This is a genomic window from Janthinobacterium sp. BJB426, assembly GCF_002735705.1.
Classification (GTDB): Bacteria; Pseudomonadota; Gammaproteobacteria; order Burkholderiales; family Burkholderiaceae_D; genus Janthinobacterium.
Map to the genome: position 1 here is coordinate 182,554 of NZ_PDZL01000006.1, position 14,779 is coordinate 197,332.

The window sequence follows — 14,779 nt, forward strand, 5'->3', positions numbered from 1 at the left end:
TGCAATGGGTTAATTTTTGCCGACTCATGCCGGCTGGACAGGCTATACTTTCGCCTGCTTTTTATGGAGGAGCAAATCTTGTTCAAGACAATCGTTTTACCAGTCGCCTTGATGGGCGCGTTCGCCGGCGCACACGCCGACGAAGGGCAGTGGCAACCACACCAGCTGCCACAGCTGAAAGCCGAACTGAAACGGGTCGGCATCGAAATTCCTGCAGAAAAACTGGCTGACCTGAGCAAGCACCCGATGAGCGCCATCGTGTCGCTGGGCGGCTGCTCGGCCGCTTTCGTTTCCGACGCCGGCCTGGTGGTGACGAACCACCATTGCGCGTATGGCGCCGTGCAGCGCAATTCCACGCCGGAACACAATTACATCACCAACGGCTTCCTGGCCAAGACGCGCGCCGCAGAGCTGCCGGGCGGTCCGAACAGCCTCGTGTATGTGACGGACAAAGTGGAAAACGTCAGCGAGCGCGTGCTGAAAGGCTTGACGGACGACATGAGCGGCCGCGCGCGCCACGAAGCCGTGGAAAAGCGCGTCAAGGACCTGATCGCCGAATGCGAAACGGACAAGATGTACCGCTGCTCCGTGCCCGCCTTCCACCGCGGCCTCGAGTACTACCGCATCCGCCAGATGATGATACGCGACGTGCGCCTCGTGTACGCGCCATCGGACAAGATCGGCAACTTCGGCGGCGACATCGACAACTACGAATGGCCGCGCCATACGGGCGATTACTCGTTCCTGCGCGCCTACGTGGGCAAGGATGGCCGTCCGGCCGACCCGTCGCCCGACAACGTGCCGTACAAATCGAAGGATTTCCTGGTGGTCTCGGCCGAAGGCTTGAAAGCCGGTGACGGCATCTTGCTGGCGGGCTACCCCGGCCGTACCAGCCGCTACAAGCTGCCGGCGGAAATCCGTTTCGCGCGCGATACGGCCTTCCCCCTGAAAGTGTCGGAACTGCAAGCGGACCTGGCCGTGATGGCTGACGCGACGAATGGCGACGCGGCCGCTGCCGTGCGCTATGCGAGTGTCGTGAAAAGCATCAACAACGTGCTGAAGAAAACCCAGGGCTTGCTCGACGGTTTCGCGCGCAAGGATATCGCCGCCATCAAGGATGTGCAGGATGCCGAGTTCCGCGCCTGGTACGCCAAGCAGCCGAACGTGTCGCCGACCCTGCTGGCCGAACTGGACGCGGCGATCGCCAGCGACATGGCCTTGAGCGAAGAAGAGTTCGCCTGGTCGGTCGCCACCAACAGCGACTTGCTGAAAAGCGCGCGCACCCTCTACCGTTTGTCGCTGGAGCGCCAGAAAGCGGACGCCGAGCGCGAATCGGGCTTCCAGCAGCGCGACCTGGCCTTCATCAAGGCCCGCCTGACCCGCCTGGAGCAGTCGTACGTCAACAAGGTCGACCAGGCACGTTTTGAAGCCGGCCTGAAGCGTTACGCGCAACTGGCGGCGAAGAGCCATCCGCAAGGCCTGGACGCGCTGCTGCCGGCACCAGCGGCCGTGGCGGCCCTGTACCAGCAGACGCAGCTGGCTGATACGGCCAAGCGCCTGGCCTGGCTGGAAAAGGACCAGGCCGCCGTTGCCCAGTCCGACGACGCCTTCATGGCGCTGGCCATCAAGCTGCAGCCGGTCGAGGCGGCGCTGGAAGAGCGCCGCAAGGAAATCGACGGCAACCTCGAACGCGTGATTCCGCAATACATGCAAGCCGTGATCGCGTGGAAGAAATCGCAAGGCAAGCCCGTCTATCCTGACGCCAACTCGACCCTGCGCGTCACCTACGGCACGGTCTCGCCGTACTCGCCGCGCGACGGTCTCAGCAAGGGACCGTTCACGACCGTGGAAGGCATCGTCGAGAAAGTCACTGGCAAGGCCCCGTTCGAAGCCCCGCAAGGCTTGATCGACGCCGTCAAGCAAAAGCGCTACGGTCAGTTCCGCGATCCGGCCCTGGGCACGGTACCCGTCAACTTCCTCACCAGCGCCGACACCACGGGCGGCAATTCCGGCTCGGCCGTGATGAACAAGCGTGGCGAACTGATCGGCCTGAACTTCGATTCGACGTATGAATCGATCACCAAGGACTGGTACTTCGACACAGCCATCACGCGCGCCATCCACCTCGACATCCGCTACATGCTGTGGGTGATGAAGGAGGTGGACCACGCGGATAATTTGCTGCAGGAAATGACGATCAAGTATCCGAAGCCAGCGAAAGCTGCGAAGAAGTAAGCTTGAATTTGCGCTAGCGCAAAGCCGCATCCGCCGCACGGCCGATGCGGCTTTTTTGCGGCGGCGCCACGTATAATTCCTATCCCTCTTTATTCTTTTCCGACAGGCCCGCCATGCCCCTGACTCCCGCTTCACCACTTGACTGGCAAACGTTTGAAACGGCATACGCTGTCGAAGAAACCTGGTTCAAGCTAGCCAGCGCATCGCTGGCAGTGCTGGGCGCCTCCCCATTCAAGGGTCAGGCATTTTCAGCCTTTGCCTTCAACGCCGTTTCATTCCCGTCCCTTTCGCTGAGCTTTGACACCGATCCCGACAACAAGGAACACGATGCTTACCCTCCGGACTGGTCGAACGAGTGCATGGAAGTCGACGTGCCGGCAATCGGCCAGCTGTGGGAAGAGGGCCATGCCAGCATCGAAGCTGCGCTGAGCGAGCTGATCGACGCTGCCGGGGACGAGCAGCTCGACGCCATCGAAGAGGGCTATCTGCACAGCCTGAGGAAAACGATGGTGCGGCTTGAAACGAGCCATGCTTTCGAGCAAATCAAGACCTGTGCGCGATTCTGGACCGTGGTCACGCAAGTCGATGCCGATACGGATGAAGAGGAGCGGCTGCTCGACCAGGTGCGGCTGGCGGCATTGAGCAGCCATGCATGACGGGCTGACTGCTATATCAGGGCTTTCCAGGCCCTGACTTCCGCGTCCGTGAGCACCGGCCCCCAGCCGCCGCGCAGCGCCGCATCGTGCTGTGCATAGTGCGCAAGCTGCGGCACGGCCACGTCATGCCTGGCACAGATATCAAGGACGGCTTCCAGCTGCAGCTGGCTGGCCGGAAGGTCGTCGCCATACCAGCTACAGGCGCTCGTTTCCAGCACATGCTGAACAAGTTCCTCCAGTGTGCCGAGCAGGTGGCCCGGCAATGCCATGCGGAGGTCGTCCGGCCAGGGATCGCCCATGCCGTTCACAGCCAGGGAAGCAAAGCCGCGTTCCCAGGCTGCAAAATCCCCAGGCGCGACCTGCGCCACTTTCCACACGTGTTCGGTGAACGCGGACAGGGCCGGATGGTGAAGGGCATGCTGCTGGCAAAAGCGTTGCAGGCACGTGAGCGCAATGCATTGCCTGGCAATCACGGAGAGCGTGGCTATCGATATCTCATGCATATTTAATTAAATTTCTGATTGTTTATTTATTAATAATGAGTGAGTATTGCGTATATAAGTTCAATTAAAGTATCTGTGGAGAGTCATCCCATGACACTGTCCAGCAAGGTTTTTTCAGCCGTTGCGTTGAAATCATTGATGCCCTCGTTCGCCTATCGCATTACCTCCATAAAGCAGGATAGTGGTCTATTCCATGAACCGAACGATTTTGTCATCCAGGTCGACGATGATGGACGATTCTGGGATAAGGAGGGGGCCGACCGCACACTTGATATCATTCGCTATTCAGCGAAGAGCAAGAATACAATTGTAGTAGTTTTCGTCCATGGATGGCATCACAATGCCGATCCAGACGATACCAATGCATTTGATTTTTCTCGTTCGCTTGCCAAGACCCGGGCCGTCCTGAATGATGCTCCGCTTGGCGTTGCTGGTCCCTATACGCGTTCGCGGATGAATCTGACCAGTAGCGGGGACGTGAATGTCATCGGAGTGTATGTCGGCTGGCGCGGTCGCTCGCTACCGATGCCGCTCAGTTTCTGCACTTTCTGGGGCCGTAAACGCGCGGCGGAAAGGGTGGGGCAAGGCGAATTGCATCACTTCCTTCTCGCGCTCAATGGCATTTATCGCGACCGCAGCAAAGCCCGGCTCGATTCGGAAAACACGCCTTTCATGGGGTTGGTTGCGTTTGGGCACAGCTTTGGAGGGCAGGTCGTCTTCAAAGCTGTCGCTGAAACAATCGAAAAAGAACTGGCGGCTGACAAGGCAGGGCCGTTGCAGGGTTTTGGCGACTTGACTGTGCTGGTGAATCCCGCACTTGAAGCGGCGCAGTATGAAAATATCCACCAGATGGCATCGCGCCGCGGCTATGACAAATCGCAGGCGCCAGTCATGTTGGTGATTTCATCCCAGGGTGATTGGGCTCGCAAGTGGGCGTTTCCCATCGGCCGCATACTCGGCTCGACTATCAACGGCAAGCCTGACGATGACAGATGGCTGTTGTGGGGCAAGGCGCTTGGCGAATATGGGCCGCAGCGAACTCACGTAATGAGCGTGAAGTTGGACGAACCAGTTGTCGAGCAAAATTTCGATCCGGGCGAATATGAGCACAGTCCATGCGAGGTCGCCCGGCGCGATCTGTCTGCGGCCAAGAAATATGGCAATGTTGATTTCCGGCCGATAGAGCCACACCGTCCCTACAATCCCTTCATTGTCGCCTACACGGATAACAAGCTGGTGATTGGGCATAGCGGTATCTTTGAAAATTCGCTGCGTAACTTCATCAATGACTTTGTTGCCCTGACTCAAGGTAAGAGGATGATTGTTGGTGGGAAGACGCTGAAGTGTTAGCGTCGGCTTCTTGCCTGCTGCGTCGATGGCAGCGACGCAGCGTGAAGAGGTGGGGCTTGCAATATTATTCCTGTCCGATTGTATTCTTCGCCTGCATTAATGCCTCCACCGGCAACTGGAAAAAGCGCGGCACCATCGCGGGCGATAGATCGTCGCCGCCGTCCGCCATGGCCAGGCGGCCACTCAGCAGCAGCATCACGTAGCCGTGGCCCAGCGACCAGCCGGCGCTGGCGGCTGCCTTGTCCCAGCGCGCATCGAGGCCCGCTTCGCGCACGGCGGCGCCGGCCGTCTGCAGCACGTACTGGAAGCACGCCTGCGCCGCTTCCAGCAGGGCGGGGAACTGGCGCACGTCCTGGTGTTCGAACATCAGCCGGTAGTGGGCCGGTGCAGCCAGGGCGAATTCGATATATTGCTGGCCCAGCAGCTGGAAACGCTGTTCGGAGGGCAGGCTGCCCGGCGGTGGCAGTTCTGCCTCCCACTTGGCGATCAGGCTGGCGAAACCGGCCGCCGCCACGTCGGCCAGCAAGGCTTCCTTGCTGGGAAAGTGACGGTACACGGCGGCGATCGACACGCCCACCGTGCGCGCCAGTTCGCGCAGCGATAGGGTGGCGTCGTGCTGCTGCGCCAGTTGCGCGATGGTGGCGGCGACCAGGGTGTCGCGCAGGTTGCCGTGATGGTAAGTACTTGTGCTTGTCATTCTATGTTATCGCTGTTCACATTGTCGTGTATGATGCTCATGTTATCACTGAACACATGGAGAGCACATGCAAGAGATAAGCAACGTGGTACGCGCCGTGGCCTTGCCGCCCGGCGCCAGCATCGCCCCCCTGTACCCAGGCAGCAACCTGGCCGACGCTTATGCCGTCGACCTGCCGACCGCGCAGGCGCGCCAGATGGACATGGAAAGCCTGGCGCGCGTGCTGCTGGGCAGCCAGCCGGGCTGGGCGCGCAAGCTGATGGTGGTGCGCGACGCCATCGTGGCGCGCTTCGGCATCCGCACGGCCAGGCAGATGGAAGCCCGGCCAGGCAAGCGCATCGGTATCTTCCGCATCTTTGCCGTCAGTGACGATGAAATCATCGTGGGCGAGGATGACAGCCACCTGGATTTCCGCCTGTCGGTGCTGCGCAACCGCGATGCGGGGCCGCATGGCAGCGTCACCATGTCCAGCGTCGTGCATTGCCATAATGGGGTGGGGCGCGCCTACATTCTGGTGATCCGGCCTTTCCACAAGCTGATCGTGCAGCGCTCGCTGGCGCGCGCCGTCAAGGGCGGCTTCGCCTAAGCGCACTGAGCAGGCAATCTTGCTTATTCAGGGCTGATATTGCATACTGCACCACCAGCCTCATCACGATTCCCATGAACGATACGCTTCTCCTGCTGGGTTTTGCCACCACGCCGCTTGAACTGATTTCCTTTGTCCTGGCATTGACAACCGTTGCGCTGAACATCCGCCAGAATCACTGGGCGTGGCTGTTCGCCATCATTTCCTCGGCCGCCTACGGTTTCGTGTTTTTCGAGTCGCGCCTGTATGGCGACATGGCCTTGCAACTGCTGTTCATCAGCGTCTCGTTCTGGGGCTGGTACCAGTGGCTGCATCCGGCCAGCGGCGGCAAGGTCCTGCCCGTGACGCGCCTGAACGGACGGGGCTGGCTGGCCTGCGGCATGGGCTGGCTGGTCGGCTTCCTGCTGATCGCCTGGCTGCTGACGACGACGGACACGGACGTGCCGCATGCGGATGGTTTCCTTACGGCAGGAAGCCTGGTGGGACAATTCCTGTTGTCGCGCAAGAAGCTGGAAAACTGGATCGCCTGGATCATCGTCGACGTGCTGTACGTGTGGCTGTATGTGCACAAGGGCCTGACCCTGACGGCCGTGCTGTACGCCTTCTTCGTCGTGATGGCCATCATCGGCTTGCTGGCGTGGAAAAAATCGGCCCCGGCCGCCCCCGGCGCGATGGTCCTCAAGTGATGGGGCACTGCGTGCGCGTGGCCATCCTGGGCGCGGAATCGTCGGGCAAGTCGACCCTGGCGGCCGCCCTGGCCGAACGCTACGGCAGCGTCTGGGTGCCCGAGTATTTGCGCGAATTTGTCGAGACGCAGGGCAGGGTGCCCGTCGCGGCTGACCAGTTTGGTATTGCGCGAACGCAAGTCGAACGCGAAGCGGCAGCCACTGCGCAAGCGCATAATTTCCTGTTTTGCGACACGACGCCGTTGATGACGGTAGTCTACAGCCGCCATTATTTCCATGGCGCCGATGCGCCGCTGGCGGCGCTGGCCGATGCCACGCGCTACGATCTGACCCTGGTGACGGCGCCCGACAGCCCGTGGGTGGCCGACGGCTTGCAGCGCGAGTCGGAAGCCGTGCGCCAGCTGATCTACCGCTACCTGCTTGATGAGCTCGACGCGCGCGGCATCGCCTACCACGTGCTGCACGACAGCCTGGAGGCGCGCCTGGCACAGGCGGCGCCTTTGCTGCAACAGGCGCTCGCTGCAGCGCCTGCTATTTCCCTCAATTAAAAGTCAAACTGCGCCGAAACCTTGAACGTGCGGCTGGCGCCCGGATACAGATAGCCATCCGATTCCGGCGTCACGTCGCGCCAGTAGAACTTGTCGGCCACGTTGTTGACGCTGGCGCGCAGCACGGCGCGCGTGCCGGCGATGCGCGTGGCCCAGGCGGCGCCCAGGTTGAACACGTTGTACGACGGCACGAAGGTCGTGTTGTTGTACTCAAACGCTTTCTTGCCCGCAAATTCCCAGCTGCCATTCACGCTCAAGCCCGCCACCTGTTGCACGGCGTAGTCCGCATGCACGGCCGCCTTGAAGGCCGGCACGTTGGGCACGCGCTTGCCGTCGAGGTCCGCATTGCCCGTGCCTGACTGCTGGCTGTTCAGGGCCGTCACGGAAGCGCCCAGGCTCAGGTTGGACGATGCCTTGCCCTGGGCCGACAATTCCAGGCCACGGTGCTGGGCCTGGCCTTCGCGCACGAAGTTATATTTTTTTGGCTGCAATGCCAGCGGCTGGTTGAATTCCAGGCCCTTGCGGATCTGGAACAGGCTGGCCGCCACCATGAAGTCCGGCGTCACATCCATTTTCACGCCGAGTTCGATTTGCTTCGAACGGCTGGGCGACAATTCCACGTTGGCGTTCTCCGCCTTGCGGTCGGCCGTGCCGCCATGTTCCATGCCCTGCGAATAGGCCGCATACACGGACAGATTGTCAAGCGGGGTGTAGACGAGCGAAACGTTGGGCAGCAGGAAATCGTGCTTGGCGCGGATTTCCGTGTCGGCCTTCAGCACATACTGGTAGCCATCGACATTGATATGGCGCAAGCCGCCATGCAACTTCCAGTTTGGCGCCAGGCTGACGATATCCTGCACGAAGACGGAGTTTTCCGTATCCTTGCGCACCAGGCGCACGGGGCCTTGCACGCCTGTCGACATGTCGACGATCTGCGGGCGGTAGATATTGCTCACGCCAGCCCAGTCGTACACGTACAGGCCGGCGCGGTCCTTGCGGCGGAAGGTTGAGACGCCGGCCGTGAATTCATGGCGCAGCGAGCCGGTGGCGAATTTGCCCTGGATCATGGCTTGCGCGCTCAGCGGCTTTTTCGTCTCGCCCAGGCTGCGGTAGTCATACACGTCGTAGTCGCCATTGCCGCAGAAGCCCGGGTACAGGTCTTGTGCGCTGCAGCCGTACGGGAAGGCCGTGTAGTCGTCGCGCTTGAACGAGTGCTGGTTGGCCGACAGGGTGGCGTGCCAGTCGTCATTGAAGGCGTACTGGAAGCGCAGGCCGATATTGCTGGTGACGGTTTCCACGGGGCGCGTCCATGGCTGCAGGTTGAGCATGGCATCGGCGCTGATGCCGGTTGGCAAAGTTGTATTGTTCAGCAGCTGGAAGCCGGGCGCCGTCGCCTGCGCCTTGTCCTGGTAGTCGGCATCGAGTTGCAGCAGGGCCTGCGGCGAAATCTGCCAGTCGAAGGCGCCGGAAATAAATTTGCGGTTGCCGTCCGCGCCCTTGATGTAGGAGCGCAGGCGCTCGGCCGCCACGTTGACGCGGTAGCCGAAGCGCGTGTCTTCCAGGCGGCCGCCCAGGTCGATGGCGCCATACAGGGTGCCCCGCTCGCGCGCTTCGACGGTGACGGTGCGCAATGGCGCGGCGGTCGGGCGCTTGACAATGAAGTCGATCACGCCGCCCGGCGCGGCCACGCCTGCCTGCAAGCCGGCCAGGCCCTTCAGCACTTCGATGCGTTCCTTGTTTTCCAGCGGAATTTGCGTGTCGCCGGGAATGGCCACGCCATCCTTGCGGTAGCTGGAATTGTTGTCGAGCTTGAAGCCGCGGATGGAAAATTGTTCCGCATAGCCGACGGCGTTGTAGGCGTCATTGATGCTGGTGTCGAGCTTGACGGCATCGCTGAGATTGCGAATTTGCAAGTCCTGCATGTCTTTTTGCGAAATGACGGTGACAGACGCCGGCGTCTGCAGCAGCGGCGCGTCGGAAAAACCGCCCACGGAGGCGCGCTTGGCGGCTGGCGCCTTGCTGGCCGTGACGACGACTTCGGCCATGCTTTGGGCCTGCGGGTCTACGGCTTCGGCGGTGTCATTTGCGGCCAGGGCGGGCGCGGCAAATGCGTGCAGGATCGCCAGGGTCAGTACAGAAACAGATAAATTCGGTGTGGACATAGATTGCTCGTGGTTCAAGCCGACTCGGTAAAGAGCACGGCAGGCTGCTTGTTCGGCTGGCGCCAACGCAGGAGCTATCAAAGGAGGGAGGTACTTTGCGCTTTCCTTCGCTGGCATTATCCAGATCAGGTACGAAGGGTATCTCTCACCCGGATGACTGCTCCAGGACCCCTAGCGAAATGACAGCTTAGCATGAACCACGGCCAGCTGTCCCGCTGGCTGACCGTTTTACAACAGTGTGGCTGGAATCTATAAACTGAGTTCCAGCACCTTGCGGCTGACGGTCGGCGTCACTTCACGCTGTTCGCCCAGCGCCGTCATGCCGTGCGCTTCGAGGGCGGAGACGACGGCGTCCACGCTGGCGTGATTCAGGCCGTAGTCGGCCAGGCGCGTCTTGACGCCCATGTGGCGGAAGAAGAATTCCGTGCGCGCAATGGCCGCCTCGATGCGGCCATCCTCGTCGCCGCCGTCGAGGCCCCAGACGCGGGCCGCGTACTGCAGCAGCTTGGCGCGCTTGGCCTGCTTGCGCACGCGCAACATGCTGGGCAGGATGATGGCCAAGGTCTGCGCATGGTCAAGCTCGTACAAGGCCGTCAATTCGTGGCCGATGGCGTGCGTGGACCAGTCCTGTGGCACGCCCACGCCGATCAGGCCGTTCAAGGCCAGGGTGGCGCTCCACATCACGTTGGCGCGCACGTCGTAGTCGTCCGGGTGCGACAGCGCCTTCGGGCCTTCCTCGATCAGGGTCAATAAAATGCCTTCGGCGAAGCGGTCCTGCACGGATGCGTTCACAGGGTAGGTCAGATACTGTTCCATCACATGCGCAAACGCATCGACGACGCCATTGCCCACCTGGCGCAGCGGCAAGGTGAACGTTTTCGACGGGTCCAGCACGGAGAATTTAGGATATACCTTGCGGCTCATGAACGAGCGCTTTTCCTGCGTGGCCTTGCGCGTGATCACGGCCGAACCATTCATTTCGGAACCCGTGGCCGGCAAGGTCAATACGGTGCCGAAGGGCAGGGCGGCCTCGACGATCTTGCCGCCTTTCGCCAGGATGTCCCACGCCACGCCTTCGTGCAGGGCGGCCGCGGCGATGAACTTGGTGCCATCGACCACGGAACCGCCGCCGACGGCCAGCAGGAAATCGATGCGCTCGCTTTTCACCATGGCCACGGCCAGCATCAGGGTTTCATAGCTGGGATTGGGTTCGATGCCGGCAAATTCCAGCACCGTATGGCCGACCAGCGCCGCCTTGACTTCATCGTAGACGCCGTTCTGCTTGATGCTGCCGCCGCCGTAGGTCATCAGGACCCGCGCCTGCGGCGGGATCAGGCTGGCGATGGCGGCGATCTGGCCCTGGCCGAAAAGGATTTGCGTCGGATTGTAAAAGTCGAAATTGAACATGGGGCTCCTGCCGCTGGGGTTTAGGCTGTTGCTGAGCCATGATTATGGCCGAACAGGTGGAAACGTGTCGTGGACGCTTGAGCTTTTCGTCCGCGCGGTGGAGAATGCAGCCGATGTCACCACCACGCGAAAAGGAATGCGCATGACCAACGTCCCACTGGAAGAATCCGGCTTGCCGGCCACCGCGCTCGACATGCACCGCGCCATCGGCGCCACCATCGCCGCACTGCAGGCGCTGGATTTGAACAGCCAGCGCTTCGAGGCGTGCACGGACCCGGAACTGCGCCGCGTGCTGGCGCATGCGGGCGACACCAGCCGCAAGGAAGCGGCCATGCTGCTCGAATGGATGCGCCGCCGCGATGCGCGCCTGGACACGGCCATGAAGGAAGCGCTGTTCAAGGCGGGGCCGATAGTTGCCCAGTATCACTATGACGAGAAAATATTGTAACTATTGGTTTGTTGCTGTGGCGTACCATGCGCCACTTTCGCCTTGCTTCGCGTAGACTGTGCCCCTAATTAAATTTAACGTCGGATAGCAGCGGCTGTCCGGTGTATTCCAGGGGGCTTTAAGAAATGAAATCATTACCATACCGAGAAGGCAGCTGGTTTGCCGTGCCCTTGCCGGGCGGCGGCTATGCCGTCGGCGTGGTGGCGCGCAGGGCGCCTGCCGGGCGCATCATGCTGGCGTATATGTTCGGGCCGAAGCGCGACAGCTTGCCCACGCTGGACGAGCTGGAAGGCTTGCGGCCGGAACAGGCCGTGCGCCGCCTGCGCACGGGCGACATGGCCCTGCTCAACGAGCGCTGGCCCCTGCTGGGTGATAGCCTCCACTGGGAGCGCGACGCCTGGCCCATGCCGGCCTTTATCCGCCGCAACGAATCCCTGCAGCGCGCTTGGCGCGCCAGCTATGCGGACGCCGACCCTGCCAAGCTGAACCGTGAGGAATCGATCCCCTTCGATACGCCGGGCATGGAAAGCGATTCCCTGTACGGCTACGGGGCGACGGAATTGCTGATGAATAAATTGCTGGCGCAGGAGCAGGCGTCGGCCTGATGACACGGGGCCAGTCCCGACGGGACTGACCCCGGCATGTCAAGTCACGCCGCTGGCAAGCTGATCTGGAATGCCAGGCCGCCGCCTTCGCGGTTGCGCACTTGCAATTCGGCGCCATGGCGCAGCAGAACGCGGTCGACGATGGCCAGGCCCAGGCCGGCGCCGTTTGCCTGCCCGCGCGCCGTGTCGAGGCGGGTGAACGGCTTCATCAGCTGCTCGATTTTTTCCGCCGGCACGCCCGTGCCATGGTCCTGTACCTCGATGATGACCTTTTTCGCGCCGTGGCTGGTGCGCACCTGGCAGGCGATGTCGATTTCCGTCACGTCGCTGCCCGGCGTCTTGCCATAGCGGCGCGCATTTTCGATCAGGTTGTTCAGCACGCGGCGCAGGTCGGTGGGGTTGCCCATCGCATGCGCGCCGTCGGCGATGCTGGCGTTGATCTTCACGTCCGGCAGGCGCATCGCTTCGCGCGTCATGTCAGTCAGCAAGCCACTGAGGTCGACGTCCGTAAAGCTCGACGCTTCCGTCGGCTTGGCATAGTCGAGGAACTGGCTGATGATGGCGTCCATTTGCCCGATGTCGGACTGGATGCCTTCACGCGCCTCGTCCGACAGGTTCGCCATTTCCACTTCCAGCTGCATGCGCGCCAGCGGCGTGCGCAAATCGTGCGAGATACCGGCCAAAATCACGGCGCGGTCCGATTCCACCTGTTTCAGATCATCGACCATCTGGTTGAAGCTGCGGTTCGCCTCGATGATTTCGATCGGGCCCTTTTCCGGCAGCGGTGCCGGCTGCTTGCCCTTGGCGATGTCGCGCGCGGCCGCCGTCAGACGCGACAGCGGCAGATTGATCAGGCTGGAAATGATGGCCGCGCCCAGCAGGGACAGCAGGGATACCAGGCTGGCCCAGCCCAGCCATTGGAAGCCCGTCAGGCCGCGCAGGCGCTCGCGGTCCAGCATCAGCCAGTACTCGTCGTCGTCGATCTTGAAGCTGACCCAGAAGCCGGCCACGCCGTTGACGCGCGCGGAAAAGCGCGTGTCCTTGCCCAGCTTGGCCTTCACCAGCGCCTCAATGTCGGGCATCAGGTAGTTGTCGGGCGGCGGCTCGATGCGGTCGTCCTCTTCCAGCGAGAAGATGCGGATGCCTTCATTGCTGACAAGGTCGAACAGCAGCTCGCGCCGCAGCTCGGGAGCCGAGTGCGTCAGTGCCGCATGCGTGATGGTGACGACGGAAATGATCTGGGCGGAAATCTGCTGCGCCTGCGGCTCGCGCTGGATGAAGGAAATCATGCTGAACCAGGCGATCATGCTGACCGTGGTCAAGGTGCCGAGCAGCAAAAAGGTGCGCCAGAACAAGCCGCTTTTCAGCCGCGCCAGGCTGATATCGGGAAAAAGCTTCATCATGCCTCGCCAGCGATCAGCGCGGCTGTCCGTCCGGGATGAAGACGTAGCCGAGGCCCCACACGGTCTGGATGAACAGCGGACTCGACGGATCTGGCTCGATGAGTTTACGCAGGCGCGAAATTTGCACGTCCAGGCTGCGGTCGAACACTTCGTATTCGCGGCCGCGCGCCAGTTCCATCAGTTTCTCGCGTGACAGCGGCTGGCGCGCATGGCGGGCAAACACTTTCAGCACAGAAAACTCGCCCGTGGTCAGCGGCACCGTTTCGCCATTCTTTTTCAGGGTACGCGTGCCCAGGTCCAGCACGAAGTCGCCGAACTCGAAGGTTTGCGGCGTTTCCGACGGCGCGCCCGGGATTTCATCGGGACCCTTGCGGCGCAGCACGGCGCCGATGCGGGCCACCAGCTCGCGCGGATTGAACGGTTTCGGCAGGTAATCGTCGGCACCCATTTCCAGGCCCACGATGCGGTCCACGTCCTCGCCCTTTGCCGTCAGCATGATGATCGGCGTCTGGTCGCCCGCGCCGCGCAGGCGGCGGCAGATCGACAGGCCGTCTTCGCCCGGCAGCATCAGGTCGAGCACCAGCAGGTCGTAGCGTTCGCGCAGCCACAGCTTGTTCATGGCCGTTGCGCTCTCTGCCGTGAAGACATTGAAGCCCTGTTCGGTCAGGTAGCGGCGCAGCAGGTCGCGCAGGCGCACATCGTCATCGACCACCATGATTTTTGCCTGGTGGCCGTGGATCGATTGCGTTGTTGTATTGCTGCCGGAAGTGGAGGTTGTGGTCATTTAGGGTGTCGTGTTATCTTATATTAGTTGCTATAGTAACGCCTCGCGCGGCGTCGGCAAGGGGCTGTGGCGACCCATTACAAAGTGTTACAAACTTTACCCAATTACTCTTACTGCACCGTGTAAAGCATCATACACTGGGGCCACAGTGGAAATCAGCTTTAAGTTTATACGGCATCGCGGAAGAGGAACTCAATGAATATCTTTACTAAAAAAATTCACGCCGCTCCCAGCGCAGCTATTGCCGCACGTACGACTGTGCTGTCCGCATTTGCCGTTTGCTCCGTGTTTGCCGCCAGCCTGGCGTCAGCGCAAAACCAGCCGCCGCCACGCCGTGACGACCAGCAGCAAATGCAGGCCCAGCGGTATGAACAGGTACAGCGCACCAGCAGCAATGATACGCGACTGCGCGAACAGCGTGACGCACGCAGTTTCGACACGCGTGCCGAAGAGCAGCGCCGCGCCAACGAAGGCGCGGATGCTTCGCGCCGCACGGGCCGCATGACGCCCGACGAACGGCGCGACCTGCGCCGCCAGATCAACGAAGTGGGCCAGGACATTTACTCGAATCCGCCGCGCCGCTAGGCAGCCGTCCCCCCTCCGACAGGGCCATCTCGCAAGACATGGCCCTGTTTGCATCTGGCCGCCAACATTGTTGCTCAGTCAGGCACACGGCCCCGCCCCGTGATATTGTTCTAACGCAATGAGG

15 protein-coding genes and 1 riboswitch are annotated in these 14,779 nt (G+C 61.6%); of the genes, 9 read left to right on the forward strand and 6 right to left on the reverse strand.

Going from position 1 to position 14,779, the window contains the following annotated elements:
• Positions 1-78 precede the first annotated feature (78 nt).
• The gene (locus tag CSQ93_RS12510; RefSeq protein WP_442778315.1) at positions 79-2,235 is read left to right on the forward strand and encodes a S46 family peptidase; all 2,157 of its coding nucleotides are present in this window, start codon (positions 79-81) and stop codon (positions 2,233-2,235) included.
• Positions 2,236-2,348: 113 nt separating this feature from the next.
• A complete protein-coding gene (locus CSQ93_RS12515) occupies positions 2,349-2,891 on the forward strand; it encodes a hypothetical protein (RefSeq protein WP_099378330.1) in 543 nt (180 codons plus the stop codon).
• An 11-nt stretch (positions 2,892-2,902) separates the two neighbouring features.
• On the opposite strand, the gene CSQ93_RS12520 is transcribed toward CSQ93_RS12515, so the two are convergent.
• Positions 2,903-3,394: a hypothetical protein gene (locus CSQ93_RS12520; RefSeq protein WP_158301210.1), complete on the reverse strand. Its 492-nt coding sequence runs from the start codon at positions 3,392-3,394 to the stop codon at positions 2,903-2,905.
• Between the two features lie 90 nt (positions 3,395-3,484).
• Between CSQ93_RS12520 and CSQ93_RS12525 the strand changes: the two genes are divergently transcribed.
• Positions 3,485-4,744, forward strand: a complete 1,260-nt coding sequence (locus CSQ93_RS12525) for a hypothetical protein (protein WP_099378332.1) — start codon at positions 3,485-3,487, stop codon at positions 4,742-4,744.
• A 64-nt stretch (positions 4,745-4,808) separates the two neighbouring features.
• Here the strand turns inward: CSQ93_RS12525 and CSQ93_RS12530 are convergent, their stop codons facing one another.
• Entirely contained in the window at positions 4,809-5,441 is a 633-nt protein-coding gene (locus tag CSQ93_RS12530; RefSeq protein ID WP_099378333.1) for a TetR/AcrR family transcriptional regulator, read from the reverse strand.
• A 67-nt stretch (positions 5,442-5,508) separates the two neighbouring features.
• Here CSQ93_RS12530 and CSQ93_RS12535 point away from each other — a divergent pair, with 67 nt between their 5' ends.
• The 3 genes from CSQ93_RS12535 to CSQ93_RS12545 all read left to right on the forward strand — a co-directional run bounded on the left by CSQ93_RS12535 (position 5,509) and on the right by CSQ93_RS12545 (position 7,261).
• Complete coding sequence (locus CSQ93_RS12535) at positions 5,509-6,027, forward strand: DUF2867 domain-containing protein (protein ID WP_099378334.1); 519 nt, start codon at positions 5,509-5,511, stop codon at positions 6,025-6,027.
• Between the two features lie 74 nt (positions 6,028-6,101).
• On the forward strand, positions 6,102-6,713 hold the full coding sequence (gene pnuC, locus CSQ93_RS12540; RefSeq protein WP_099378335.1) for a nicotinamide riboside transporter PnuC: 612 nt from the start codon (positions 6,102-6,104) through the stop codon (positions 6,711-6,713).
• Positions 6,713-7,261, forward strand: coding sequence for an AAA family ATPase (locus CSQ93_RS12545; RefSeq protein WP_099378336.1), 549 nt, complete (start codon positions 6,713-6,715; stop codon positions 7,259-7,261). Before pnuC ends, CSQ93_RS12545 begins: the two co-directional genes overlap by 1 nt.
• Here CSQ93_RS12545 and CSQ93_RS12550 read toward each other — a convergent pair.
• Positions 7,258-9,423 carry a TonB-dependent siderophore receptor gene (locus CSQ93_RS12550; RefSeq protein ID WP_099378337.1) on the reverse strand — a complete coding sequence of 722 codons (2,166 nt, stop codon included), beginning with the start codon at positions 9,421-9,423 and terminating at the stop codon, positions 7,258-7,260. The genes CSQ93_RS12545 and CSQ93_RS12550 overlap by 4 nt on opposite strands.
• Before the next feature lie 85 nt (positions 9,424-9,508).
• Positions 9,509-9,606, reverse strand: a riboswitch (TPP riboswitch).
• 66 nt (positions 9,607-9,672) lie between these two features.
• The gene (locus CSQ93_RS12555; RefSeq protein ID WP_099378338.1) at positions 9,673-10,830 is read right to left on the reverse strand and encodes an iron-containing alcohol dehydrogenase; all 1,158 of its coding nucleotides are present in this window, start codon (positions 10,828-10,830) and stop codon (positions 9,673-9,675) included.
• A gap of 142 nt (positions 10,831-10,972) precedes the next feature.
• Here CSQ93_RS12555 and CSQ93_RS12560 point away from each other — a divergent pair, with 142 nt between their 5' ends.
• Positions 10,973-11,278 carry a ferritin family protein gene (locus tag CSQ93_RS12560; RefSeq protein ID WP_035827789.1) on the forward strand — a complete coding sequence of 102 codons (306 nt, stop codon included), beginning with the start codon at positions 10,973-10,975 and terminating at the stop codon, positions 11,276-11,278.
• A 125-nt stretch (positions 11,279-11,403) separates the two neighbouring features.
• Positions 11,404-11,883 (forward strand): Imm26 family immunity protein, encoded by a 480-nt coding sequence (locus CSQ93_RS12565; protein WP_099378339.1) that lies wholly within the window; start codon positions 11,404-11,406, stop codon positions 11,881-11,883.
• Between the two features lie 44 nt (positions 11,884-11,927).
• Here CSQ93_RS12565 and CSQ93_RS12570 read toward each other — a convergent pair whose 3' ends face one another.
• Positions 11,928-13,286 carry a sensor histidine kinase gene (locus tag CSQ93_RS12570; RefSeq protein WP_099378340.1) on the reverse strand — a complete coding sequence of 453 codons (1,359 nt, stop codon included), beginning with the start codon at positions 13,284-13,286 and terminating at the stop codon, positions 11,928-11,930.
• Between the two features lie 13 nt (positions 13,287-13,299).
• Positions 13,300-14,001, reverse strand: a complete 702-nt coding sequence (ompR, locus tag CSQ93_RS12575; RefSeq protein ID WP_223278807.1) for an osmolarity response regulator transcription factor OmpR — start codon at positions 13,999-14,001, stop codon at positions 13,300-13,302.
• A gap of 264 nt (positions 14,002-14,265) precedes the next feature.
• Here ompR and CSQ93_RS12580 point away from each other — a divergent pair, with 264 nt between their 5' ends.
• Positions 14,266-14,655, forward strand: coding sequence for a hypothetical protein (locus CSQ93_RS12580; protein ID WP_099378341.1), 390 nt, complete (start codon positions 14,266-14,268; stop codon positions 14,653-14,655).
• The last annotated feature ends 124 nt before the right edge of the window (positions 14,656-14,779 follow it).